This window comes from Sphingobium subterraneum (genome assembly GCF_014199435.1).
In the GTDB taxonomy this organism is placed as follows: domain Bacteria; phylum Pseudomonadota; class Alphaproteobacteria; order Sphingomonadales; family Sphingomonadaceae; genus Sphingobium; species Sphingobium subterraneum.
On sequence record NZ_JACIJP010000005.1, the window covers coordinates 189,236 to 213,037 of the forward strand.

Below are 23,802 nucleotides of genomic sequence, written 5' to 3' on the forward strand. Positions count from 1 at the left end.
GTTTACGCCCCGTCCAGAATCTCGACCGGGTCACCCACCGCGATCGCGCCGGTTGTTTCCGCTATCGCATTCTGCCCGAAGACGACGCCCGATCGGGATCTTTGCCCCAGCGCGCGCAAGGTCGGGAGCGGCTCGTCCCCGTGGCTGCGTAGGCCGGTCAGATGGTCCTGCGTGGTCACGATGCAGCGGACACAGGGTTTGACCAGCCGCAGGATGACCTCTCCGATGCGGATCCGTCGCCAGCCTTGCTCGGCCCAGGTTCCGGTCGTGCCGCGCACCACGATGTTGGGCCGAAAGCGCTCCATCGGGATCGGATGGGAAAGCCGGGCGTTGAGCGCGGCAAGCGACTCCTCTGTGGTCACCAGAAGCGGATAGCCATCCGCGAAGCTCACCAGATCGTCCGCATCGCTGAACGCCGGATCGACCCTGCGGATGTCCGGGTCCGACTGGTAGACCAGTTGCACGGGCCGACCGACCGCCTGTGACAGGAACGCGGCGGCATCCGCCCCGGCGAGCCGCGCGGTGACGGTGTCGCGCCACACGCGCACGGAAATCGGGTGATCGGGAACCGCGCAGCGCAGGCTGCCCAGTTCCTCGTGACGCAGCTCGATGCCTTCGCCGCTCACCTTTGCCTCGATATGCGCCAGCGCGGGCACCTCCCGTCGGGTGACGAAACGCCCCTGTTCGTCCACCACCATCCACCGACGGTCACCGGCGATACCGCGCTGCTCGACCGACGCCCGGGGCAGGGCCGATCCGCGCAGACTTTTGACCGGATAAAAGGCGAGAGAGGCGATGTGCATCGCCGTTTGCTTGGACGGAACGCCCTGCAACGTCAATAATCGCTCCCACCGGCGGAGGTAAAGCGCACGGGCTGAAGGACAACCTCACGATCCGCCCGGAGAAATTCAGGAAAAGCGATATTTCCTGTTTGCAAAGCGCCAAAGCCATGCTAACCGCCGCGCCTCACGACGGAAGTCGGCCGCAACGCCGCCCCGGAATGGACGCATAGCTCAGTTGGTAGAGCAGCTGACTCTTAATCAGCGGGTCCTAGGTTCGAGCCCTAGTGCGTCCACCAAAATTCCCTAGCATTTACAGCAACTTACCCCGCCAAGGGGTCGCTCGAAATGCCGCCTGCGAAATCCATGCTAGCACTATACTAGCAGCGCGACAGGCCTCGCTAGCATGGGCTGCACCCCTCACAGCAACGCCCCGCACCCGAGGGCACGAGGCGCTGCACAGCGTCAGGACGTAGGAGGAAAGGCAAGACCATCCTCGCTGGCGCGGCCGTTGGATTTAACGAGGAACGAACCGCTATGCCTCGCGCGGGGGAAAGGACTTACCCCGCGAACTCGTCTCACTTGAGAACTGTGAATCTGTCTTCGTCCCCCCGGCACGGTTGGCACATGCGAAGGCGAAGCACATCTTCTGAGAAGAATGGACGGCGGCACTTGAGGCAGCGGTGCCAGCCCACCTTCCTGACCACACGCGGCGGGATAAGCACGATGTCAAACACCATCTCCCGGCGAACGCACCCGTCGTAGTCCCACGGCTGAGGCTCGCTTATGCCAAGCTCGCTGGTCGTGCGCTTGGGACCGTCAGCGAGCATAGGCCAGCGCCCATACACCGCCCTCGTCCCACTCGCGCAGGTGATCGAGGATTCGCAGGAAGTCCCCTGCCAGCTTGCCCGCCATCACCTCCGCATATGTGGCATCGGCGAAAGCATCGAACGAACCGCACATTATGACGAATGGCGACGGTCGCGGCTTCCGACCCTTCTCCAGCTTGGCGATGCGCCGTTGAAGGGTGCGGAGCGACATGCGTGGTTAGCTCTTCTTGGCGAGCGCCTTGCTCATCTCAATGTCAGCAGCGACCCGCCCACCTTCGAGCGCAGCGTTGTCGTCCGTCACCCCGAAATGCCGCTGCACGATGCGGTCCGCATGTTCGATGGACATGCCATACTTCTCCGCCTTCGGGTGCGAACCGGGCGCGGCAGCTTTCAGGGATTCGTTCGTATCAGTCATGATGTATCACTTTCAGTTGAGTGAGAATGTCGTAGGCTTCGGCGCGGACCTCCCGGTCGTGGCAGTCGCGCATCAGTTCGCACATGCTGGCAACCGCCATCTGGCGCATTTCCCCGCGCTCCTGATCGTTCAGGGTGGCGAGCATTTCCGCATATGGGTTCCATCGGTCGGTATGCAGAATGTCGTCGTGGCTAAGCGGCACGACATAGAGCGGGTGCGAGAACTGGTCCGCGATGGCCACAGCCCAATCCAGGCATTCCTGATAGGCGCTGATCGGCATGTAGCGGGTGGAGAAGGCGCGGCGCACTCCGGGCGTATCGCTTGGACCTGTCCAGCCAACATAGACCATCACGTCATCGGCTTCCGGCTCGTCGGTGACGACCTTGTTCCGAGCTGTGGTTATCCTCGTCATGAACGGTCTCCGTCGGGGTATATGTCAATCTGTGCGAAGGCCGGTCGCTCTCGGCCTTTTTGCAAGCGGCGCGCATTTTGCCGCGAATGCGCGATCACGATTGCTTCTCCTCAAGAGCGGCGATCCGGGCTTCGAGGGTCTCGCTCGCTCTGATCTGACTGAGGGCGTTCACCGCCTCCAATATCTGCCGCCCCACATCGGGGGAGACGCTGCCAGTCGAGATTGCCGTAAGGATCGCTTCCGCCTGTTCACTCACCGGGGCGCTGGCGTCGAACGTGAACTGGACGGTTTGCGCCTGCGATTTGAGCGCGGGAACGATGCGGGCGAGGATCAGGGAAGCACTGGCGCTGTCCCCCTCCATCGCCTTGGCAATGATGGCATCCAAAATCCCGTCCGCATTCTCCAGCATCTTCTGGACCAGCTTGGTTTGCGGGGTCAGACCGGGAGGGCGGCCAGCCGGGTTTGGACTCTTCATGCCTTTTACCCAATTGGGGTTGCCAGCGACGACGGGGCCTCCGGGGCCTTCCATCGGCTTCCAGCCTTCTTTCCATGGCGGGGTTTCTGGCTCGGTCACGTTCGCCTCATTTGATGGAACAGGTCGGATTCAATTTGGTCTGTAGGTCAGACCGGAACTGCGAACGCCTCGTTGGACTCTTTCACCTGTTTGCGCACTTGCGCGGGGGTGATCGTTTTGACGAGGATCTGACGCTTGCCGTCTGCGGCGGTCTCGTAGATCTTGATGTCACCGACCGCATCGGTCACCGCCTTCGTGAGCAGCTTGTATCGGTTGTTGAGCATTTCAGCCGCTGCCGTCATTGCCCGGAGCTTCTTCGCTTCGACCGGGCGCTGGGCGTTGTGCCAGTCGCGCAGGTATTCGGCGTGAAGGTCGGGATCGAGACCGGAGAGGTAGGGACGACCGCCGAGCACTGCCGTAACCGTGATCTCGTCGCCCGCCTCAATTGCCTGCCGAAGCGCGTTCATGCGCGGACCCTGATCGAGGCCACGGAAGTAAGCGCGGATTTCCGATGCCATGGACGCGGTAGCGCGCTGCTCGACGGGCGCGTTCAACTCCTTGTCCAGCTTCGTGATGTTGGCGTTCAGCGTGTCCACGGTGCGCGACCACGACGCATAGACTTTGTTCATGACCTTGGTGGCGTGCGTGTCGGTTGCAATTAAGCGCGCGGCGTCGTTCCATCCGATCGCCAAAGCGCTGGTCGAAGCGCTTGATGCCCGTCTGGGCTGACCTGTGCCTACACGCATGACGGGCGAGGCGCTGCGGCGTCCCGCCTCCCTCGAAAGGAAAATGGATATGAGCAATGTGAAAATCATGGCCATTCTTACCGCCCGACCGGGCAAGACGGCCCAGTTACGTGAACTGCTCGACCGGATGGTCGGCGCCAGCCGGGTCGAGCCTGGTAATCTGCGTTACGACCTGTGGGTGGATCAGGGCAATCCCGACTGCTTTGTGCTCGATGAGCTTTATGCCGACAGCGAGGCCGTGACCGCGCATCGCGCCTCACCTCATTTCCAGGGCTATCTTGCAACCATAAACGATCTCGCAGAACGCACCGCATTAACCCTTGATGCGCTCTCGGTCTTTTGACGAAAGGAAAAACCATGGCACTCAAGGATATTCTTCCTAGCAAACTAGGCTTCGGCGCCGCTCCGCTCGGCAATATGTTCCGTGCCATCCCGGAAGACGAAGCGCTGGCAACGGTGGATGCCGCCTGGAATGAAGGCATTCGATATTATGATAATGCTCCGTTCTATGGAGCTGGTCTTGCCGAGATCCGCATGGGGCAAGCGCTTAGGGACAAGCCACGCGACCAATATTTGATCAGTACCAAGGTCGGTCGCGTGATCCTTGACGAGATCGAAGACGGTTCGCTCCGCGACAACGGAGAGAAGGGCAATGTCTTCGCAAATGGACGACCCAACAGGATCGTCAACGATTACAGCTACGACGCGACATTGAGGTCGATCGAGGATAGCCTCAAACGACTTCAAACCGATCGTATCGAGATCGCCTTCGTTCACGACCTAGCCCAGGATTTCTGGGGAGATCTGTGGCTGGCAAAGTTCGAGGTGGCGCGTGGCGGGGCCTTTAAGGCGCTTGACCGCCTCCGCAATGAGGGTGTGATCAGGGCCTGGGGACTGGGTGTCAACAAGGTCGAACCTATCGAGCTTCTGCTCGACCTCGATGAGCCACGGCCCGATGCCTTTCTGCTCGCAGGACGCTATACGCTGCTGGACCATGAACGGGCCCTTCAGCGGGTCATGCCAAAGGTCGCCGAGCTGGGACTGGGGATCATCGTCGGTGGCCCCTACAGCTCGGGCGCTCTCGTCGGCGGGCCGAACTTTGAATACGCCCCCGCCACCCCAGAGATCCTCGCCAAGGTCGCTGCAATCAAGGCGATCGCCGATCGCCACAGCGTCTCGATGAAAGCGGCGGGGCTCCAATTCTCACTCGCCAACCCAGCCGTGGCGGCGGTCATCCCTGGTGCCAGCCGGCCGGAACGCATTGCCGAGGATCGCGCGGCTTTCGAGGAAGTTGTGCCGACTGATTTTTGGAGAGAAATCCGCAAAAGCGGATTGGTCAGCGAGGCTGCGCCACTGCCCATCTGACTGCCCGACCACCGTATCAGAGCGCCGGCAGCAAAATGCTCGGCGCCCAGATATTCTTTTGCTCCAGCCGCCTCACGACCCCCCCCTGAACGAATGGCAGGGTTTGACGGGCTTACCAATGGTGCTGAATGACCAGGATGTTAGCGTAGCTCGCCTGCTCACCGAAGGTCAACGACCCCAGGATTCGCGATATTGGAGAGCGAGGGCAGGCAAGAGTGGCGAGACACGGATCAATTCGCCGCTGGGGATACTGCACCACTCTCCTTCTCAGATGCAGAATCTGTTTTCGGCGTTGGCTCTGCAGCTTGCTCTGCAGCCATCGCACGAAAACGTGCTTTTCGGCCACCCATCCGATTGACCAACCCGCCCAGATGATTGCCAAACCGTACCTCTTGGGCCCATTCGACCGGCCGAGCGACAGCGCCGAAGATCGTTGGCAGCGGAATGTCATTTGCGCCACGCGGGCGAACATCGATTGCTTTAGGCGTCGGCGGGGGCAATCTGCTGACGAATAGCCCGCCTAAAAGGGCGCCTTTGAGAAGCCGGCCGGTAGTCGCGACATCGCGTTTTTCGCCTTGAGAAAAGTCGCTGTACACGCTGACAACGCCGATGTCCGTCACACTTCCCGCTGCTAGCTGCAACGTACTGGAGCCAAGCGCGAATGCGGTGTCGTTGGCTCCCTCAATGACCCAGAGACCAGGATCGAGTTCTGCGATAAAAAGGTTGTGATCGCCCGCCTTGACCGCTGGCTTTAGCAAATAGACGCGATTGTCCTGCTTCCATCCTCCCCTAGGAATTTTACCGCCGGGCGGCGGAGTAGGATCGGCAATGTCCCCTTTGACCGCATCATATCGCCCTAGGACCAGCGAGCCATACATCAACGCGTCATCGAGTTTCCCAATCTCTACCAAGACATAAGCTTTGGCCGGGTCAAGTTCCACAGGCGGCTTCTTCAGTGTCTCAGCCAGCGCAGGAACTGCCATTAGCGTAAGGAACGCGAGAACAGAGGCTACAAGAACGCGTATCATTCAATCAGAACCTTTCCGATGGGCTGCTCGGCAGAGACCAGTGCGAACATGCGATCAATCTTCGCTTGACCATCCAGCTTCCTGATTTCCGCATGGCTGACTTTGTCGATGGACCGGCGCTCATAGCCTTTGTCGGCCATGCAGGTCCGTTCAATGCGGGACACCATCCGTCGACGCAGCGCCCCCTCGGCCAGCGCCGAGAAGAACGAGCCTACACCGGCTGCAATAGCATTATTAGCTGGCGTGCCGCCGTACGCGTAAACTTGGTAATGCGGGACACGAACCCCGCCCGCGAGTTCCGCGCAGTCATTCACGTCATCCATATAATGTTCACGGTTGACGCCCGTTTTATGGAAATAATAAGGCTCTTCCGCGTGTGCCGGACCAACGGCTGCTGCGCACACCAGAAGTAGCAGGAGCGCTCCCACCTTATATTTCTTCATATTCTGCCCGAAGCCCCGCTGGTGGCGATCATATAGGCAGGCGGCTTAAGATTGCGCAATAACTGAAACCATCCAGAATGGATGTCTGGAACCTGCTCTTATGACGCCCAAGGTAGGTTTCGACGGCTAGATTCAGCTTTGGAGCGGCCACTTTGTTGGCGGCAAGGTCCTCTAGGCCCATCCAACGCTCAGAGATTTTCCTATTGAGATAAAGAATCCAGCTGTCTTACGTGGTCTTGGGTCGCAAAAGGAGGCGACCCGAATGACCAATGCAAAGACGACCGAAACCAAAGATTTCTCACCTGTCTCAAACGATCCAGTGGCGACGACCATCGTCACCCTTAACGACCTCTGCGCGGAACTGAAGCTCGATCGTCGCGAGGCGCGGCTGGTGCTGCGCATGGCGGCGAAAGACACCAAGACCTTCCCGTATCTTGCCGCAACACACGTTGCCCGCCAACCATGGCAGTGGGACATCACTTCCGCTGCATACGAGGATGCACGCAAGGCACTGTCCAATCCACTCCCGGCTTAGCCCGTAAGGGCGCTGTCGCACATCCGTCAGCGCCCTTTTCTTGGTCGCGGTTGCAATGAGGACCCGCCCGCGTCAGACACCGTCTATGCCGAAACTATCCAGTCAAGCTATCGAAGTCATCAACCGCAACGCCCTTGTAACCGTCGCGCTCAATCAAGGCTACAATGCCTACCTTCCCGTTTATGACCACGGCATCGACCTGATTCTTCACAATGAAGCGACCGGCGATACGAAACTGATTCAGCTAAAGAGCCGCTGGACGATCGACAGGAAATATCTCGGCCGCGATATCTGGATCGCCTTTCCCGATCGCGGGGAATGGTATGTCGCCCCGCATGATGAGCTGGTGCGCATGGGCGAGCGTTATACTTCGAGCCAGAGCTGGGCGCGCGGCACATACCATAAGGGTAGCTTGAGCAAGGCCGACCGGGAGGAACTCGCGCCCTATGGGTTTGGTAATCCCGCTGCGATCAATGAGGAAGCCGCGCAGGAAATGTAGCACCTTCGCGCAGGGCAACATTTCAGGTTGTCAGGTTATAATTGACCGGGGGCGTGGAAAGGTAGCGCCGCCCCGCTGCTCAAACACCCCCACGCATTATAACCTGACAACCTGAATAGTAGGTGGATCATTTATCCGGCAATTTCCAGAACCAGACAGTGCCGTCGCGATAGCTCGCGATATTGAGGTCGTCTTTTGCCCGGCTCAAGGTTGAGTGCGACAGACCACGCGCCTGCCCCTGCGCCTTGCAGTCCGCTGCCTTCTTCGGCCCTTCGGCAAGATAGGCTTGCAGAAACTCCTTGGCATCCTCCCGCGCGTCCTGATCGGGACCGGACTTCTCTTTGTCGTCCGACAGATATTCATCCGCTGTCACCTCGGAGAAATCCAAGAACCCGATACGCGGCTGCTCGCCCTTGCGCCCATTGGCTTCGCTCATCGAAAAGAGCATGGATTTGCCGCGCTGGAAGTTGGTTTTCATGTGGAAGACATAGAAACCAAGCTCCCCGTCATCACGCGCTGCAAGACCCAATTGATTGCGCGAAATGCCGACGAAATCGGTCGACCCGATGCCGTTGAGCATGGCCCTGCCGTGCTTGGTTTTGCCAAAATGCCGAACACAGATCACCGCGCAGTCGTTGCGCTTCGCAAGGTCGTCGAGACGCTCCATGAAATGCCGCACCGAGACATTGTTATTGGTATCAACATCTTCGGTGAGGAACGACTGGATCGGATCAATGATTAGCAACGCGGGCTCATGCTCCTCCATCTTATCGCTCAGCCATTGGGTCATTTCGTCGTCGAGCCGAAAGCGCTTGCTCTGAATGAACACCTTGGTGAGGTCCCCTCTATTGGCTTCCAGCCGCCTCTTGATGACAGCGCCGGGCAGGTCTTCAAAGTTGAGCAGGAAGGTCTTCATAGGCGGCAGCTTGTCCCCATCGGGCAAGACACGGCCCTGGCTGATCGTCGCGGCGAGCCAGCATAGGAACTGGCTTTTGCCCTCTCCTGGAAACCCGTCCAGCAACCCCAGGGTGCCGCGCGCAATATAGGGATACCAGAGCCATTCGATCCTCTCGGTTTCGACCTGATCGAAACTGAGCAGTTCCGGCGCTTCGCCATCTACGAATTGCGAGCCTCTTCTCGAACCTTTGCTGGATCGGACTTCACCTTTGACAGCAGAGCGCACAATCGCACCCACTTCCTTGTCACTCAGCGGCGGGTCTAGCCGGGCGTGGTTCAGTGTTGCGGCGATTTCATAAAGCTGGTCCTCATCGCAGCCTTGCGAACGCAGACGGAAAAGCTCGCGGTTCAAGTAGTCGTTGCGTCCACCCTCGGGGATCAGGAGGGCATGGGACGAGGGCGTTGGGGGTGTGCCATCGTCCATAATCCATGCTTCAACTTTAGGAGGCAGGTCGGCAATCGGTTCATCTTCCCACACCGTATAGCGCCGCCCATTGCGATGGAGGCTTGCTGCACCCACGACGTAGGCATTTGCGCCACTCTTGATGTCCACCTTGGGCATGATGCCAGTGCGGCTACGTGTTTCGCCGCGAAAGACGAGTTGAAAGCCGCGCCCGGTGCGGATGATGAGCGTCGTGGGCAGAGCGAAGCGGCGCCTGATTGACATATAGGCCTCGCGGCTATCGCAATCGATCACGGTGAACTCCGGCAACGCCGTTGCGATGTTCATGTCCGGGTAGCGCTTCAGCCATCGTCGATGATCCTTCGGCTCCAGCGACGCATTCTTGACCCCGCTGGAGACCAGTGGGGTGATAGGATGCTTGCCCGCGCTTTCGCACTCTGCGCCGTACTTGCACAAACAGATGCCGTCCTCGGTTCCCCACACCGGAATGATGGGCAGGTCGAGGTCGCGATACCAGTCCATTGTCGCGCGCATGATGGCCACGGGATCGAAATCGACTCGAACCGACGTGGCGGGCAAATCTGCCAAAGATTTCTCCAGCATCATGCGTCCTCCCCACGTGATGCGGCAAGCTGAGCGATATAGGCATCGATTTCATCGGCAAGATAGGCAACCGAGCGTCCGCCAAGTCGCACTCTTTTGGGAAACTTGCCTTCCGCTTCCCATCTTAACCTAGTGGTATTGGCATACGGAAGTCCAAGTCGCGTCAGATCGTCGGTCGTAAAAAATAATCTTCCCGCATAGTGGGGCGGACGTTTTGGATTGGTCGTCATGATACGGTTCCTCCTAATGTGGAACCGAATCACTTATATTGAAGGATCGCAGCCGTCTTAGGACGTTTATTCGCTAAGAGTTCCCAGAAGTTGCCGATCGATAGGCGGCGAGAACCAGCTTGGCCCTGGTATTCAGCTCTTTATAATCAGGGGCGCTACCGTGCTTGTCTGCATACCAGTCGGCTACGTGTTTGATAATTTGCGCCTGTGAACATTCGCCGCGTTTTTCGACCACAAAACGCCAAATTTCAAAGACAACGTGCTCCCATTGAAACACGTGCGACTTACGCGATTGGATCGGCGCAGCCTTCTGTATGACCGCAAGCAAGTCTGGCCCGTCGAAATACAATTGCGTCCATCGATTATGTCCAATGCGCACGGCTTCGCGCTGAATATCAATGTCAAACCATGGCTCTCCGATAAGGGTATCGAGGCGGCGGATGGCCGCCTCTCCATTGTCGAAATAACCGGTAACGGTCCTATATTTCAGCAAACCGCGAAGCTGATCTTCAATGTGCCTTGCCCGGTCAAGAGCATCGCTCGGATGTGCCCCTTCTAGCAGTTGATCGATGTCATCTAATGTCCAATCGTCCGGGAAGATGTGCTTACCCAAGCGATCGGCAGCATCACGCGCGTCGAGATATTTGTCGATGGGAGGTAGGATCGGGCGATACTCGGATTTGTGCGTCATTAATAGCGATCACTATCGCGCATCCGCCGGACGAAGTCGCTGGCCTGCTCGGTTTGGATTGGCTGCATCGCTGTTAACACGGCAATGATTTTAATGGCCTTTTTCCCCACGGCCGCTCGTATTGTGGTATCTTGCGACATCTCATCGCTGCCGATTTCATCAAAAGTCTTGGCAGAAGCCTCGCCTGCCAATCCTCTAGCAATGCGCCGGGAAAGCATCGCCTGAAGCTCTACCAAAGCCTTGCATTCTGGTTTCGTCGTGCCCGCCATGCTCACCGTATACGTGAAAGCTCGTTACTTTGACAAATTTATGCGCGGAGACCATTGGGATAAGCGTTCCAGTTCTCCAGCCCTGAGGGTGTTAGCGGCACAACGTAAGGCACAGTGCTGAGCAAAACAGCCGGCGCCGTTAGCTGGGCGCCTTATCATCGATCAACGCCCCCACATACGCCGCCCACTTGTCCAAGGCTTCGCGCTTTTCCGCGTCATATCCATAGCGGTTGTAAACCGCAGCCACCCCTGAAATCGTCCCCGATATGTGGTTCAGTACCTTCTCGACCACATAAGGCGGCGTGCCCATGCGCGCCATACCGGAGGCGGCTGTGCGGCGTAGGTCGTGAATGCGCCATTCGGTGACGCCGGTATCGGCGTCAAGATGCTTCTTGGGCTTGCTATAGCCGCTGATCGCCGTGCGCCCGTTGGTGGTGAACACGAAATCGCACCGCGCGCGTCTTGGGAGCGTCTCGATGATGCTGATTGCAAGGTCGCTCAACGGAACCGCCTGCAGGCGCCCGTTCTTGGCGCGATTTGCCGGGATGGTCCATGTCTTGGTTTCAAAGTCGAGTTCGCTCCAGCGCATGCCCGTCACTTCGCCGCGCCGCTGGGCGGTGAGCATCAGCAGCTTGTAGAACGGCCCGAACGGGAAGCCATAGGCGTCGCTTGCATGCCAAATGGCGGTGAGTTCATGATCCTCCAACACCCGGTCGCGGGCGGTTTCCCCCGCCGACATCGCTGTACCGACCCGCACGATCCTGGCGCGGCAGGCCAATGCGCGTGTGCTGCTCGATGAAGTGACCGGCATCGACGAACGCGCGCGGCGGGTTCATCTGCGCCAGAGCGCACCGCTGCCCTATGACTGGCTGATTATCGCAACCGGTGCGCGCCACAGCTATTTCGGACATGACGAATGGGCAGGTCATGCCCCGGGCATCAAGACGATCGAGGACGCCACCGACGTGCGACGCAAGATCCTCATTGCGCTGGAACGCGCCGAAACGGAGAAGAACCCCGAAAGGCGGCGGGCGCTGCTGACCTTTGTGGTGATCGGCGGCGGGCCGACCGGCGTCGAGATGGCCGGTGCGATCGCCGAGCTTGCCCATCGCTCGGTCTCGCGCGAGTTCCGATCGATCACGCCACATTGCTCACGCATTGTGCTGGTGGACGGCGCTGGTCGCATTCTGTCCAACTTTCCGCCAAGCCTTTCCCAGGCGGCGCACCGCGCGCTCGAGCAGATCGGCGTGGAGCTGCGCCTGGGTGAGAATGTCAGCGCCGTCACTTCGGATCATGTTGCGGTCGGAGAGACCGTGATTCCAACCCACACTGCTATCTGGGCGGCGGGGGTGAAGGCATCGCCCGCCGCCCACTGGCTACGCACAGAAGCGGATAGGACAGGTCGCGTGCCGGTGGACCGATATTTGCACCCCAGGGGCAACAGGCGCATCTTCGTCTGCGGCGACACGGCGGCCTGTACGGACGGCAAGGGCGGCGTCCTTCCCGGCGTGGCTCCGGTCGCCAAGCAGCAGGGCCGATATGCCGCCGATGCGATTGTCGCGGTGCTCGCAGGCCGCTCCTTGCAGCCCTTCCGCTACCGCAACTATGGCAATCTCGCGACGATCGGCCGCCGCCGCGCGGTGATCGACTTCGGGCGCGTGCACATCACCGGGTTCCCCGCGTGGATCATCTGGTGCATCGCTCATGTCTGGTTCCTCGCGGGCTTCCGCAACCGCATTGCGGTCGGGCTCAGCCTTGCCTGGAATTATTTCACCTTCGCCCGCCACGCACGCCTCATCACAGGCGACATCTTCCCCGAAGTCCGGACGGCGTCCGCGACATTTCCACCATCATCAGGAGAGAGACATGTCGAACTTGCAGGATGAACTTTCCCGCCTCGGCCAGATTGTGCTGGTATTTCAGGGCGGCGGCGCACTGGGCGCTTACCAGGTAGGCGTCTACCAGGCGCTGCATGAGGCCGGGATCGAGCCGGATTGGGTCGTCGGCACCTCGATTGGCGCTATTAACGCCAGCATCATCGCGGGTGCGCCCTTTGCCGAACGGATGGAACGGCTGTGCGACTTTTGGAAAAGGGTGGAGACCGACAAGTTCATGGGCGTACCGCTTCCCAACTGGTTCACGTCCGCCGCGCGCAATATGATGGCGGTCACGACCGGTATACCGGCCTTCTTCCAGCCGCGCCCCTCAGCCTTCTTCAGCCCGCACGCGCCCTTGGGCAGCGATGGCGCTGGCTATTATTCGGTGGCACCGCTCGCCGATACACTCAAGGATCTCGTCGACTTCGACCAGATCAACAACGGGCCCATGCGCCTCACCGTCGGTGCGGCCAATGTCCAGACGGCCGAGATGACCTATTTCGACAGCCGGGACGAGACGATCGACGCGCGGCACATCCTTGCCTCCGGGGCACTGCCTCCGGCCTTTCCCGCGGTCCGCATCGGCAAGGAGCTTTATTGGGATGGCGGCATCCTTTCCAACACGCCGGTCGAGACGGTGTTTGACGATCCCAAGCGTCGCAGCAGTGTCGTCTTTTCCGTGCATCTGTGGAACCCGCATGGGCCAGAGCCGGAGACGATCTGGCAGGTCATGAACCGGCAGAAGGACCTGCAATACAGCTCGCGCGCGGCAGCTCATATTGAGCGTCAGCGACAGCTCCACAAGCTGCGCCATATCATTGCGGAACTGGCGAACGAGGCGTCCGCTACCCACCCTGCCGACAACCGCCTGGCCGAACTGGCGAGCTATGGCTGCACTACCCGCATGCACGTGGTCCGCCTGCTCGCGCCGGCGCTGGACTATGAGGATCACGCCAAGGACATCGATTTCAGCCCAGATGGCATCGCCCAGCGGTGGCAGGCGGGATATCGGCACACGATGGCAACGCTCGAACAGGCGCCGTGGCGGGGGGATTTCGACCCGCTCGAAGGTTTCATTCTGCATGAAGCATGCGGCGGCGAACTGGTGGATCAGCCGCTTGCGGCTGAGTAAAATCGCGATGGAAGCGGCAAATCGCTATGCTATGAGCGGGATCGGGGAGAAACGGTATGACACATCCGCTGGTAGCTGCGCTCGAAGAGACGTTTCAGCAGGTGCGTGACATGGATATTCCTCTCGCTGCGCGCCTGAAGGCCATCGCCGACAAGGTACGCGAACAAAGCCCGGTATTCGCGGATGCTGTCGATGACTTTGTTGGGCGACTGGAAGCCGCGCAGGCGGGACGCAGCGCCCCGCAGGTGGGTGATCGTATGCCTCCCTTCACGCTGCCCGATCAGGACGGCAGGCTAGTCAACATGGACGAGTTGCTGGCCGAAGCGCCGCTTATCGTAGCCTTTTATCGCGGCCACTGGTGCCCCTACTGCCGCCTCAACATGGTCGGCATGGCAGAGATTCAGGACAAGGTTGCGCCTGCGAAGATCGTCGCGATCACGCAGGAGACCCGCCAATATACGCGGACATTACGGGCAGAAGCGGGCGCGGATTTTCCGTTCCTCAGCGATATCGGCGGAGGCTACACGCTCTCCATCAATCTCGCCATTTTGGTGGACGAGTTCATGGCGTCGCTGATCGAGAGCGCGGGGTGGGATGTCCCCCATTATCAGGGCGGAACTGGGTGGTTGCTGCCCGTTCCTGCGGTGTTTGTCATCGACATGGGCGGAACCATCGTCGCGCGGCATGTCGACCCAGATTATCGGCGGCGGATGGAGCCGTCAGACGTTTTGAAATCGCTCGATCTTCTCGGACGGGTGGAAAGCCCTGACCAGTCGGCGGCGCGCACCAAATTGAGCAGCGCGCTCGCCTCGCGAGACCGCGCCCGGCCCGCGACACTATACACCGCGACTGTACGCCGTTGATCCAGCGCCGGATAGCTTAGATGGCGGACCCGCCGCGCCTTCATCGCGCTCGCTGGAAGGATGGCGACGCCCAAACGGGCGGCGACCAGCGCCTCCAGATCGCGGATCGAATCCACCTCATGGGCAAGATCGAGATTGATGCCGGCCGCGTCCAGCCGTGTGCGATTGAGTTCCGCCGGGTCTGCATCGGCATGGACGAGGAAGCGCAGGTCCTTCACCAGTTCCACGTCCAGCTCAAGATCGTTCCGCATCGCTAATTCGTGGTCGTTCGCCACCACGAAGTTGAAAGCCTCTGTGAACATCGGCCAAGCCTCCAGCCGATCCCAGCTTTCGCCGATCTGTCCGCCGAGGGCAATCTCGACATCGCCATTTTTCAGCCACTCGCCAATTTGCGCGCCGGTGCCGCGCCGCAGCTTGAGTTGCAGGCCTGGGAAGCTCCGGTGCATTTCGGTGATCGGTTCGATGAGCAGATCGAGGTCGAGCGTACGCGACACGCCGATGGCGAGGCTGGCGACGTCGCCTTTGCGTACCTGCGCCGCAAGCGACTTTGCGCTGATCGCGCTCTCGTAACATTGCGTGAGGAGAGGCAGCATCCGCGCGCCCAGATCGGTGAGATGGCTGAGGCGGCCCTCGCGGCGGATCAACTCGCCGCCCAATTCGTCCTCAAGCTGCTTGATAGCGCGCGTCAGCGCGGGCTGAGTGACGTTGCACTGCTCCGCCGCGCGGGTGAAATTCAGCGTCTTCGCAACCGCTATGAAGTATCGGACCTGTTGCATCTCCATGGCAGCTCACCCCCCGCGTGATCATATTAATGCAGGCGCCATGCAGAATCCAGCGCGCTTCTTACCCTGTCCTCCACGATCAGGCAGAGGGCGATAACCCCCGCCATCGCCGTCAGCGCAACCCACGCATAGGGCTGCAACAATGGGAGGCCCATCAATATCAGATTGTCGTTGCCGCCAGGGATCAAAAGGCTTCCCGCACCCATCAGCGCACCACCGGCAAAGCATTGCGTGCCCGCTTTGAATGACCAATTGCCTTTGCGATCCCCCCGAAGCTGCCTTCCACCCCAGACGGCACCCGCGAGCAGCGCTGCGAAGAGTATCAGGCGCATTGCGCTGTTCATTGTCATGCCCCGCGCCAGCTGCGCTAGCGCCTCTGGATAGGTCCATGCGCCGACGGTCAGCAGCATCACGACGAATGTCAGCCCGATGATACTGGTCGCCTGATGCGGTGCCCAGATATGGCGCGATAATGCGACTTCATGGGCGGCCAGGAGGAGACCTATCCCCCGCCACACTGCAAACGCTGTCAGAGCGACGCCGAGAATCGCAGGGATGTGCGGCGCTTGGGACGGGGCGACAGGCATGGTGGCGGGTAGCCAGGGCAGGATCAGGACGCAGCCAGCGAGGAAACCCAGCGGCGTTGCCGCATAATGCCATTCGCCCGATCCGAAGCGTGCCACCGAACCGAACACGCAAGCTTTGTTCACATAAGCGCCGAACCCCAGAAGAGCGCCGCCTGCTATCGTCAGAACGGAAAGAGCGTGGCGAACGGCTGGCTGCGGCATCAGGCCGATCGCGCTTGCCACCATTATGCCGCCTGCAACCCAGAGCGCAGCCTCCCCCAATGCAAGGAAACGGCCGAAGCGCTGCTGCCGCACAACCTCGTCCACTGCAGCGACCATGCAGGTGGCGCCACGGTTGATGGCGTATCCCATGATGGTCGCGCAGGCGATGGCAACAGCCAGCATGAAGGCGGCGGAAGCGGGCATTAGTTGCCTGTCGCGGCGGCGGCTATGGATGCAGCGACTTCGTCGGCCATTTTGATCTGCGCCGGCTTGTCATTGATCCGGTACCGCTTAGCGATAAAATCGAAATCCGACCAAGCGACCCACACCGCCCCGTCGGCATCCTGGGTCACCAGCATGCGCACAGGCCAATCCAGCCCCGCATAGGGATTGGACTGAAGGAACTGCACGCCCAATGGCGGATTGCCGAAAATCACGAGCGTAGAGCGGCCGATCTTCAGGTCGGCCTGGGCGCCGAGGCCGGACTGATCGATCTGGTCGAACAGGCGGATGCCCTTGGCGGCCACGTCGGCTTTCAGGCGCGCAACTGTGTCATCGAAACTGTTGGCGCTCTTGAGGCGGATGACTCCGTCGGCGGCCACAACTGGTTGGGGTGCGGCGGCAAGTGCGGGCTGGAGCGAGATGAGGCTGCCAGCGAATATCAGCGCGGCGGCGAAGGAACGGTTCAGCATAGTATTCTCCTCAACAGGCGGAACGATTGTCCCGCTATCACCCGAGGAGATCACAAAGAAAAATCACCTTGCCCTATGGTTTCGATGACGGGAATGCATGGTAGGGATTCATCGGCGCAATTGGATATGCTATTGCCAGAGCGGCTCGCACTTTCGTATCGATAGCAACGCTTGCCGGAAATCTGGCGAAACTTCGCCTTTTGCTCCTCGTGCGGTACACCGCTTGCTGTCACTCGCGTCCCCCAAACCGCTGGGTACCAAAGGGTAATAAACGACAGAAATTGAGTGAAAGAGCCCGAAACCATACGCACCGTCCCGGGAACGAAAAGACCCGTCGAATATATATCTTATGCAATGATATTTGACGATTTAATGCCATATTATCAGATACGTAGCCACGCGCTAGTCAGAGGTTCCTTGGTTCGAGCCCAAGGGCGTCCACCATTTCTTGTTGATCGTGTGCCCTGGATCGCTTTTAGTCGGCCGCAACGCGCGGCGGCAAATCTGGTCCTGTCGTTTGTACATCGATCAACCCCTAATCGATTCGTCTCGGCGCAAAAACGACTCAGGTTGCCGTTCGTTCATTGCCGTGACAGGGTGGGAGGCGAATAACGCGCTTTCACATGGGTATGAGGCGGGACCTGGGGATATGATGCATTTTATCGGACGTGGCGCGACCGGCGTATGCCGAATGGTGGCTGTGGTCGTCGGGATTTGTGGCCTGGTGGGCTCTCCCGTCAGCGCCCAGGTGCAGACGGTCGATCCCAATACCGCCATCGACGCCGACCTCGCGCCTGCGGGAGGGACGACCAATCCGAACCCGCCCGCACCACCCCCGCCTCCGGCTGCCTCCACTCCCGCCGCGCCGGTGACGTCCTCGACGACGGCAAGCGGCACACCGGTCGCACCCGGAACCGCGCCAGCCGCCCCCAATCCCAACACGTCCTACCAGAAGAACGACGTGATCGGTGCGGCCGAGGGCGTATTCGGCAAGGGTGCGGAAGGGCTGGCGGGCCTGATCGAGAAGATCCTGAAAGACCAGGGCGAACCCAACGCCTATATCGCCGGGCGGGAAGCATCGGGCGCGATTGGTGTGGGTCTGCGTTATGGATCGGGCACGCTCAACCACAAAGTCGAGGGGCAGCGGCAGGTGTACTGGACCGGGCCGTCGCTGGGCTTCGACATTGGCGGCAACGCGTCGAAGACGTTCATCCTCGTTTATAACCTCTATGACTCGCAGGATCTGTACCGTCGCTATCCCGGCGCGGAAGGGACGGTCTATGTCGTGGGTGGCTTCACCGCGACCTATTTGCGGCGCGACAATATCGTGCTCATCCCGATCCGGCTGGGCGTCGGCTGGCGACTGGGCGTCAATGCGGGCTATTTGAAGTTCTCGGAAAAGCAGCGGCTGCTGCCCTTCTGATCACAGCGCCAATGTGAGCTGGCGCTGCTCGGGCGGCGCGGGGCGGGGCTTGTCTTCCTTCCTATCCGACGCCTGGAAATTATGCACGCCCAGCCCGAGCAGGCGCACGCCTTTGGCGACCGGGCATTGCACTGCGAGCAACGCCTGACCCGCGCTTTCCAGCACCGTCTCGCTGGTGACCGGATCGGGCAGGCTCTGGGATCGGGTGATGATCGTGAAATCGTTGAACTTGACCTTCAGTGTCAGGGTGCGGCCGAACATCTGTGCCTTTTCGATGCGCTGCCATAGCCGGGTGATGATGGGAGCAAGGGCCGCGGACAGGTCGTCGGGCGTATACAGGTCGCGTTCGAACGTGTCCTCGACGCTAATCGACTTGCGGACCTGCCGTTCTTCGACGGGGCGATGATCCTCGCCGCGCGCCGCGCCATAATAGAAGTGCGCGGCTTTCCCGAAGCGCGCCTGCAGGAAGGAAAGCTCGTGGGCGCGCAGGTCCGCGCCGGTGCGGATGCCCAGTTCCTCCATGCGCCGTGCCGTCACCGGACCGATGCCATGGATGCGCGCGACCGGCATCGCCGCGATGAAATCCGCGCCACGCTCCGGCGTCACGACGCAGATGCCATCGGGCTTGTTCTGGTCGGACGCCAGCTTGGCGATCAGCTTGTTGTAGGACACGCCCGCCGAGGCGGTGAGGCCGGTTTCCTCGCGGATCATCCGGCGGATTTCCTCCGCGATATACGTGGCCGACACGATGCCCGGCTTGTTGCGGGTCACATCAAGATAGGCTTCGTCGAGCGAGAGTGGCTGGACGATATCCGTGAACCGCTCGAAGATCGTGCGGATCTGCTGGGAGACGGCACGATAGACTTCGAAGCGGGGCGGCACGAAGATCAGGTCGGGGCACAGCTTGCGTGCCCGTGCGCCGGGCATCGCCGAGCGTACCCCGAACGGACGCGCCTCGTAGCTCGCCGCCGCGACCACACCGCGCGGCCCGCCGCCGCCTACGGCCAGCGGTTTGCCGCGCAAATCGGGATTGTCGCGCTGTTCGACCGACGCGTAGAAGGCGTCCATGTCGACATGGATGATCTTGCGGAAGGGGCGGGCGGATTCGTCCATGGCGCGCCCTTTATGCCATGCACGCGACAGGAACTAAAGGGGAACGAAGCGGCGCGCTATTTCGGCTTCAGTGCTTTTAGTGCGGCGAAGGGGCTGGAGGCTTCCTGCGCTTCCTCTTCGCTCAGCACGCCCATCTGCCGCAAATAGCTGTCCGCATCCGGACTGCGCGGGAACGGGTTGACCGAGAGAGCGAGGGTTTCGGCGACAGCTTCGCCGATGTCGATGCGCCCGTCGGTGTAGGTCACGGTGTCGCACTCTTCCACGTCGAGTTCCAGCTCGTCCCCCGGCTCGGGCTCGTCGGATCCTTCGGGCATGAAACGGACGAGGAACGGCGTGTCGACCGTCTCTGTTACCGGTTCAGCGGTCGCGATGCAGGGCTGGGCAAGGGCTGCGCTGATCCTGCCCTGTGCCGTCACCACTTCGCCGTCGAGCGACAGGCCGTAGGTCGCCTCCAGTCGGTTGAGCGACACAAAACCGAACCGTGCGGCCAGCGCAGCGCGCTCGTCCCCGTTGGCGACGATATGCAGGCTTTCCCCCAGCCGACCGATCTCGTCACGCCGGATCAGGCGCGAAAATTCGGGCGTTGCCATGGTCATTCAGGCAGCTTTCCCGCTATCAGGCTGTCGGGCGTGGTGGCTTGCAGCGCGGCGGAGAAGGCGCGTAGTCCCTTTTCGACAAATGCAACCGCCGCCGGATCGACCGGCTCGCCGCGATAGAGATTGCGCTTCAACGCGTCGGCAAGGTCGCCCCCCGGCGCAATCCCGGCGCGGTAGGCGGACAGTCGCCCGCCCAGCGCGCTCATCATCCGGCCGATATGCTTGCCGACGACGACATCGCCAATCCCCATCTGGCGCAACTGGCTGTCCATGTCATCGACGAACAGTTCGGTCAGCCAGACGTTCTCGTGACGCATGTCGGCATGGTCGAGGCGGCAGAGGACAAGGCTGAGGATCGCGGCGATCATGTCGAACCGCCCGTCGAGCGTGTCGGGCACCGCGCCCTCGACATACCATCGCACATCGCGCCCGCGCGCAACGACGGCATCGTACAGCGGGCGCATGACGGTGCGGTCCTCGGGGCGGCGGAACAGGCGATCAAAAATGGACATCATATCCTATCGGCAAAAGACCAGGGGGTTGCCCTGACACGCGGGCGGGAGTGGGCTCTTGTCTGTCGCCGCGCATTTCCATATTGAATGTTGCGCCGTGCAATGCAATGGCCGAACGAACAAGAAACCTTTTGATTGATGTGTGCGGCGCACAGACCGCCCGGAGACAAGACATGCGCCCCTCCTTCAACCGGCCCTCCGCGCGGCGGATTGTTCTCTCGCTGGCGATTGTGTCGATGGGCCTGGCGCTGCCGGGCTGCACACGCATCCGCACGCATCAGGGCTATCTGGTGGACAAGCTGCTGGTCGATTCGATCCAGCCGGGCATCGACAACCGGACATCGGTCGAAGGAACGCTGGGTCGCCCCACATTCGCCAGCCAGTTCGGCGAACAGCAATGGTATTATGTGTCGCGTGACACGAAGCAGCTGGCTTTCTCCAACCCGAAGGCGAGTGACCAGACGATCATTCGTGTGCGTTTCGACCCTGCGGGCAACGTAGTCGGTGTCGACCGAGCGGGCATGGAAAAGATCGCGAATATCTCGCCCGAAGGCGACAAGACTCCGACACTGGGTCGCAAGCGCAGCTTCTTCGAGGATGTCTTCGGCAACATCGGCGCCGTGGGTGCGGGCGGCGCGGGCGGCGGCGGCGGCAACCCGGATAATACCGGCCCGAACGGAAGCTGAGGCACGAGCCGTCCTCTTTTCGCTGCAAGGACTGTAACGGCCCCTGCCCATGGTGATGCGTCAGATTCGGGTGTGCTGAGAAGGCCTTGCGGACCCGGCCGTTTGCCCGATGACGGCGGCGCATCGGGCTCTGCCTCCAAAATGACACTTATCCCCGCCTCGGCTGTTGCGCGGCGCACCCCCACTGGCTAAGGCGAAACGCCATGGACCGCCCTATCCTCATCGCCCCGTCGATCCTTTCCGCCGATTTCGCCCGTCTGGGGGAAGAGGTGCGCGCCATTGACGCCGCCGGTGCGGACTGGGTGCATGTGGACGTGATGGACGGGCATTTCGTGCCGAATATCACCATTGGGCCGATGGTTGTGAAGGCGCTGCGCCCGCATACGACGAAGGTGATGGACGTTCACCTGATGATCACGCCGGTCGATCCGATGCTCGACGCGTTCGCGGAGGCGGGGTCCGACATCATCACCGTGCATCAGGAAGCGGGACCGCATCTTCACCGTACGATCCAGCGGATCAAAGCCTTGGGCAAGAGGGCTGGCGTGTCGCTCAACCCCTCGACTCCGGCGAAAATGCTCGATTATGTGCTGGAGGAGATCGACCTCGTGCTGGTCATGAGCGTCAATCCTGGATTCGGCGGGCAGAGCTTCATCGAAAGCCAGCTCCGCAAGATTGAGGCCATCCGCAAGTCAATCGACAAGCTCGGTAAGCCAATCCACCTTCAGGTGGATGGCGGGGTCGATGCCAACACCGCGCCGCGTGTGATCGCCGCCGGTGCGGATGTGCTGGTGGCGGGCACGGCGACCTTCCGCGGTGGGCCGGATGCTTATGCCGCCAACATAAAGGGACTGCGCGGCGGATGAACGACCAGCCGACGTTCCCGCCCCAAAAGGCACCGCCCGCTCCTGCCGATGGAGTAGAGGATGGCAAGCGGCTGATCCGCCTGTCGCCGGACAAGGGATCGTCACTGGCGGAACGACTCGCGGTTCAGTTCCACCGCCTGACCTGGCGCACCCCGCTGCACACGATGCGGCTGAAGGGCAAATATCCGCTCAAGCTGCTGGCCGTTCCCAAGGACGCGATCCTGGGCGACGCGCGCGCCGGGCACGCCATGCGGACCGGCCATTTCCTGTTTCGCGGGCAGAAGCAGGCGATCGATGACGTCGATTTCGCCGGACCGATGCCGTCCCTGGCTTTTGGCGATTATCTGCACAGCTTTTCCTGGCTGCGGGATCTGTCCATCGCCGCCAACCGCGAACAGGGCGCGCCGATCGCCGAAAAGATCATGCGCAAATGGCTGGCCGCCCATGCCGACCGGCCGAGTGAACCGGCGTGGCGCGCGGACAATGCCGGCTGGCGGCTGCTGTTCTGGTCGAGCCACGCGCCGCTGATCCTGTCGAGCGGGGATCTCGTCTATCGCTCGTTGGTGCTGAATTGCATCGCACGCACCGCCCGGCATCTGGATCGCAGCGCGGACAAGGCGCCGATCGGCATTCCGCGACTCGTGGCCTGGGGTGGGCTGGTCGCGGCGGGGCTGCTGCTGCCCGGTGGCGGGCCGCGCCGCGCGTTTGGCGAAGCCGGGTTGCGTCGTGCGATCGAGGGCGCGTTCTACACCGATGGGGGCACCATTTCCCGCTCGCCGTTGTCGCAGACCGAAGGCATCGCGCTCATGGCGATGGTGCGCGCCGTGTACGACGTGATGCGCGAGGATGTGCCGAGCTTCCTGACCGAGGCGATGGGCCGCACGGTCCCTGCGCTGTTGGGCCTGATGCACGGTGATGGCGGTCTCGGGAGCTGGCAGGGTGGGGGCGCTGTCGATCCTGCTCTCGTCGAGTCGGTCGTCGCCGCTACCGGGATCCGCACACGGCCGCTGCGGCAGGCGCGCGACTGGGGTTATCAGCGGATCAGCGCGGGTAGCACCGTGGTCCAGATTGATGCAGCCCCGCCGCCGGTCGCGCGTCTTGCCGAGGCGGGCTGCGCGTCCACCGGCGCGATCGAGGTGAGCGACGGGCCGGAGCGGCTGATCGTTAATTGCGGGGGTGCGGCGCTCGCCGGGGTGTTGATCCCGCAGCAACTGGCGCATGGCCTGCGCACCACGGCGGCGCACAGCACGCTGGTGCTCGCCGACAGCAATTCGACCGCGATCCTGCCCGACGGCACGCTGGGGCGTGGCGTGACGGAAGTGGAACTGCACCGGCAGGAATTGCAGAACGGTAGTCGCCTCGAACTGAGCCATGACGGCTATGTCCGGCGGCTGGGCTTCATCCACCGCCGCCTGCTGCTGGTGAGCAGCGACGGCAAGGATATTCGCGGCGAGGACATGCTGCTGCCCTCAGAGCGGCGCAAGCGGCCTGCGCCTGCGCCCTACGCGCTGCGCTTCCATCTTGCTCCGCTGGTCGAGGCATCGATGACCGCCGACGGGCAGGGCGCGTTGCTGCGTATCGACATGGGCGCGCTGTGGCAGTTCCGCTGTGGTGCGGGGCAACTGACGATCGAGGAAAGTCTGTGGGTGGATGGCGACGGTCGGCCCCACCCGACCCACCAATTGGTGGTGAGCGCAACGGCCGAAACCGGGGGGAGCAGCCTGGGGTGGCTGCTCAAACGTGTCGGATAACC

Annotated in this window: 29 protein-coding genes, 1 tRNA gene and 1 pseudogene; 12 read left to right on the forward strand and 19 right to left on the reverse strand. The window is 61.3% G+C overall.

The window, feature by feature from the left end; genetic code table 11:
* Positions 1 to 2: 2 nt before the first annotated feature.
* Complete coding sequence (locus FHS92_RS14515; RefSeq protein WP_184081519.1) at positions 3 to 803, reverse strand: MOSC domain-containing protein; 801 nt, start codon at positions 801 to 803, stop codon at positions 3 to 5.
* 199 nt (positions 804 to 1,002) lie between these two features.
* Between FHS92_RS14515 and FHS92_RS14520 the strand changes: the two genes are divergently transcribed.
* A tRNA-Lys gene (locus FHS92_RS14520) sits at positions 1,003 to 1,078 on the forward strand.
* 520 nt (positions 1,079 to 1,598) lie between these two features.
* Here the strand turns inward: FHS92_RS14520 and FHS92_RS14525 are convergent.
* The 5 genes from FHS92_RS14525 to FHS92_RS14545 form a co-directional block, all read right to left on the reverse strand.
* Positions 1,599 to 1,820, reverse strand: coding sequence for a hypothetical protein (locus tag FHS92_RS14525; protein ID WP_184081445.1), 222 nt, complete (start codon positions 1,818 to 1,820; stop codon positions 1,599 to 1,601).
* A 6-nt stretch (positions 1,821 to 1,826) separates the two neighbouring features.
* Positions 1,827 to 2,024, reverse strand: a complete 198-nt coding sequence (locus FHS92_RS14530; protein ID WP_184081446.1) for a hypothetical protein — start codon at positions 2,022 to 2,024, stop codon at positions 1,827 to 1,829.
* Positions 2,017 to 2,436 carry a hypothetical protein gene (locus FHS92_RS14535; RefSeq protein WP_184081447.1) on the reverse strand — a complete coding sequence of 140 codons (420 nt, stop codon included), beginning with the start codon at positions 2,434 to 2,436 and terminating at the stop codon, positions 2,017 to 2,019. The genes FHS92_RS14530 and FHS92_RS14535 overlap by 8 nt, the downstream gene beginning before the upstream one ends.
* A 94-nt stretch (positions 2,437 to 2,530) precedes the next feature.
* Positions 2,531 to 3,010: a hypothetical protein gene (locus FHS92_RS14540; RefSeq protein ID WP_221231084.1), complete on the reverse strand. Its 480-nt coding sequence runs from the start codon at positions 3,008 to 3,010 to the stop codon at positions 2,531 to 2,533.
* A 47-nt stretch (positions 3,011 to 3,057) separates the two neighbouring features.
* Positions 3,058 to 3,579, reverse strand: coding sequence for a hypothetical protein (locus tag FHS92_RS14545; RefSeq protein ID WP_184081448.1), 522 nt, complete (start codon positions 3,577 to 3,579; stop codon positions 3,058 to 3,060).
* Between the two features lie 166 nt (positions 3,580 to 3,745).
* Between FHS92_RS14545 and FHS92_RS14550 the strand changes: the two genes are divergently transcribed.
* Both FHS92_RS14550 and FHS92_RS14555 read left to right on the forward strand, forming a co-directional pair.
* Positions 3,746 to 4,039, forward strand: a complete 294-nt coding sequence (locus tag FHS92_RS14550) for a putative quinol monooxygenase (RefSeq protein WP_221231085.1) — start codon at positions 3,746 to 3,748, stop codon at positions 4,037 to 4,039.
* Between the two features lie 14 nt (positions 4,040 to 4,053).
* The gene (locus FHS92_RS14555) at positions 4,054 to 5,061 is read left to right on the forward strand and encodes an aldo/keto reductase (RefSeq protein WP_184081449.1); all 1,008 of its coding nucleotides are present in this window, start codon (positions 4,054 to 4,056) and stop codon (positions 5,059 to 5,061) included.
* A gap of 230 nt (positions 5,062 to 5,291) precedes the next feature.
* Here FHS92_RS14555 and FHS92_RS14560 read toward each other — a convergent pair whose 3' ends face one another.
* Together FHS92_RS14560 and FHS92_RS14565 are read right to left on the reverse strand one after the other, a co-directional pair.
* Entirely contained in the window at positions 5,292 to 6,002 is a 711-nt protein-coding gene (locus tag FHS92_RS14560; RefSeq protein ID WP_221231086.1) for a hypothetical protein, read from the reverse strand.
* A gap of 83 nt (positions 6,003 to 6,085) precedes the next feature.
* The gene (locus tag FHS92_RS14565; protein ID WP_184081451.1) at positions 6,086 to 6,532 is read right to left on the reverse strand and encodes a hypothetical protein; all 447 of its coding nucleotides are present in this window, start codon (positions 6,530 to 6,532) and stop codon (positions 6,086 to 6,088) included.
* Positions 6,533 to 6,794: 262 nt separating this feature from the next.
* On the opposite strand from FHS92_RS14565, the gene FHS92_RS14570 reads away from it, so the two are divergent.
* Positions 6,795 to 7,067 carry a hypothetical protein gene (locus FHS92_RS14570; RefSeq protein ID WP_221231087.1) on the forward strand — a complete coding sequence of 91 codons (273 nt, stop codon included), beginning with the start codon at positions 6,795 to 6,797 and terminating at the stop codon, positions 7,065 to 7,067.
* Between the two features lie 85 nt (positions 7,068 to 7,152).
* Positions 7,153 to 7,566, forward strand: a complete 414-nt coding sequence (locus FHS92_RS14575; RefSeq protein WP_184081452.1) for a hypothetical protein — start codon at positions 7,153 to 7,155, stop codon at positions 7,564 to 7,566.
* Between the two features lie 127 nt (positions 7,567 to 7,693).
* On the opposite strand, the gene FHS92_RS14580 is transcribed toward FHS92_RS14575, so the two are convergent.
* The 5 genes from FHS92_RS14580 to FHS92_RS14600 all read right to left on the reverse strand — a co-directional run bounded on the left by FHS92_RS14580 (position 7,694) and on the right by FHS92_RS14600 (position 11,476).
* Complete coding sequence (locus tag FHS92_RS14580; RefSeq protein ID WP_184081453.1) at positions 7,694 to 9,532, reverse strand: AAA family ATPase; 1,839 nt, start codon at positions 9,530 to 9,532, stop codon at positions 7,694 to 7,696.
* Positions 9,529 to 9,759 carry a helix-turn-helix transcriptional regulator gene (locus FHS92_RS14585; protein ID WP_184081454.1) on the reverse strand — a complete coding sequence of 77 codons (231 nt, stop codon included), beginning with the start codon at positions 9,757 to 9,759 and terminating at the stop codon, positions 9,529 to 9,531. Before FHS92_RS14585 ends, FHS92_RS14580 begins: the two co-directional genes overlap by 4 nt.
* A 73-nt stretch (positions 9,760 to 9,832) precedes the next feature.
* Complete coding sequence (locus FHS92_RS14590; protein ID WP_184081455.1) at positions 9,833 to 10,450, reverse strand: hypothetical protein; 618 nt, start codon at positions 10,448 to 10,450, stop codon at positions 9,833 to 9,835.
* Positions 10,450 to 10,719, reverse strand: coding sequence for a hypothetical protein (locus FHS92_RS14595; RefSeq protein ID WP_184081456.1), 270 nt, complete (start codon positions 10,717 to 10,719; stop codon positions 10,450 to 10,452). The genes FHS92_RS14590 and FHS92_RS14595 overlap by 1 nt, the downstream gene beginning before the upstream one ends.
* A 139-nt stretch (positions 10,720 to 10,858) precedes the next feature.
* On the reverse strand, positions 10,859 to 11,476 hold the full coding sequence (locus FHS92_RS14600; RefSeq protein WP_221231088.1) for a tyrosine-type recombinase/integrase: 618 nt from the start codon (positions 11,474 to 11,476) through the stop codon (positions 10,859 to 10,861).
* Between the two features lie 28 nt (positions 11,477 to 11,504).
* Here FHS92_RS14600 and FHS92_RS14605 point away from each other — a divergent pair, with 28 nt between their 5' ends.
* The 3 genes and pseudogenes from FHS92_RS14605 to FHS92_RS18425 all read left to right on the forward strand — a co-directional run.
* Positions 11,505 to 12,605, forward strand: a complete 1,101-nt coding sequence (locus FHS92_RS14605) for an FAD-dependent oxidoreductase (protein ID WP_184081458.1) — start codon at positions 11,505 to 11,507, stop codon at positions 12,603 to 12,605.
* Positions 12,586 to 13,728 carry a patatin-like phospholipase family protein gene (locus FHS92_RS14610; RefSeq protein WP_184081459.1) on the forward strand — a complete coding sequence of 381 codons (1,143 nt, stop codon included), beginning with the start codon at positions 12,586 to 12,588 and terminating at the stop codon, positions 13,726 to 13,728. Before FHS92_RS14605 ends, FHS92_RS14610 begins: the two co-directional genes overlap by 20 nt.
* 257 nt (positions 13,729 to 13,985) lie before the next feature.
* A pseudogene (locus FHS92_RS18425) lies at positions 13,986 to 14,396 on the forward strand (peroxiredoxin-like family protein); the annotation flags it as partial.
* Positions 14,397 to 14,425: 29 nt separating this feature from the next.
* Here FHS92_RS18425 and FHS92_RS14615 read toward each other — a convergent pair.
* The 3 genes from FHS92_RS14615 to FHS92_RS14625 are packed head-to-tail and all read right to left on the reverse strand — an operon-like array spanning position 14,426 to position 16,853.
* Entirely contained in the window at positions 14,426 to 15,373 is a 948-nt protein-coding gene (locus FHS92_RS14615; RefSeq protein ID WP_184081460.1) for a LysR family transcriptional regulator, read from the reverse strand.
* Between the two features lie 26 nt (positions 15,374 to 15,399).
* Positions 15,400 to 16,365: a YeeE/YedE thiosulfate transporter family protein gene (locus FHS92_RS14620; protein WP_184081461.1), complete on the reverse strand. Its 966-nt coding sequence runs from the start codon at positions 16,363 to 16,365 to the stop codon at positions 15,400 to 15,402.
* Complete coding sequence (locus FHS92_RS14625; protein ID WP_184081462.1) at positions 16,365 to 16,853, reverse strand: DUF302 domain-containing protein; 489 nt, start codon at positions 16,851 to 16,853, stop codon at positions 16,365 to 16,367. The genes FHS92_RS14620 and FHS92_RS14625 overlap by 1 nt, the downstream gene beginning before the upstream one ends.
* A 649-nt stretch (positions 16,854 to 17,502) precedes the next feature.
* Between FHS92_RS14625 and FHS92_RS14630 the strand changes: the two genes are divergently transcribed.
* Complete coding sequence (locus FHS92_RS14630) at positions 17,503 to 18,276, forward strand: DUF1134 domain-containing protein (RefSeq protein WP_184081463.1); 774 nt, start codon at positions 17,503 to 17,505, stop codon at positions 18,274 to 18,276.
* Here FHS92_RS14630 and dinB read toward each other — a convergent pair whose 3' ends face one another.
* From dinB to FHS92_RS14645, 3 genes are read right to left on the reverse strand one after another with little or no spacing between them, the layout of a single operon-like run.
* A complete protein-coding gene (gene dinB / locus FHS92_RS14635; protein WP_184081464.1) occupies positions 18,277 to 19,389 on the reverse strand; it encodes a DNA polymerase IV in 1,113 nt (370 codons plus the stop codon).
* 56 nt (positions 19,390 to 19,445) lie between these two features.
* On the reverse strand, positions 19,446 to 19,985 hold the full coding sequence (locus FHS92_RS14640) for a YceD family protein (protein ID WP_184081465.1): 540 nt from the start codon (positions 19,983 to 19,985) through the stop codon (positions 19,446 to 19,448).
* The gene (locus tag FHS92_RS14645; protein WP_184081466.1) at positions 19,982 to 20,500 is read right to left on the reverse strand and encodes a ubiquinol-cytochrome C chaperone family protein; all 519 of its coding nucleotides are present in this window, start codon (positions 20,498 to 20,500) and stop codon (positions 19,982 to 19,984) included. Before FHS92_RS14645 ends, FHS92_RS14640 begins: the two co-directional genes overlap by 4 nt.
* A 170-nt stretch (positions 20,501 to 20,670) precedes the next feature.
* Between FHS92_RS14645 and FHS92_RS14650 the strand changes: the two genes are divergently transcribed.
* From FHS92_RS14650 to FHS92_RS14660, 3 genes are all read left to right on the forward strand, one after another.
* On the forward strand, positions 20,671 to 21,183 hold the full coding sequence (locus FHS92_RS14650) for an outer membrane protein assembly factor BamE (protein ID WP_184081467.1): 513 nt from the start codon (positions 20,671 to 20,673) through the stop codon (positions 21,181 to 21,183).
* Positions 21,184 to 21,386: 203 nt separating this feature from the next.
* Positions 21,387 to 22,049 (forward strand): ribulose-phosphate 3-epimerase, encoded by a 663-nt coding sequence (gene rpe, locus FHS92_RS14655; RefSeq protein WP_184081468.1) that lies wholly within the window; start codon positions 21,387 to 21,389, stop codon positions 22,047 to 22,049.
* Positions 22,046 to 23,800 (forward strand): heparinase II/III family protein, encoded by a 1,755-nt coding sequence (locus tag FHS92_RS14660; RefSeq protein ID WP_184081469.1) that lies wholly within the window; start codon positions 22,046 to 22,048, stop codon positions 23,798 to 23,800. The genes rpe and FHS92_RS14660 overlap by 4 nt, the downstream gene beginning before the upstream one ends.
* The last annotated feature ends 2 nt before the right edge of the window (positions 23,801 to 23,802 follow it).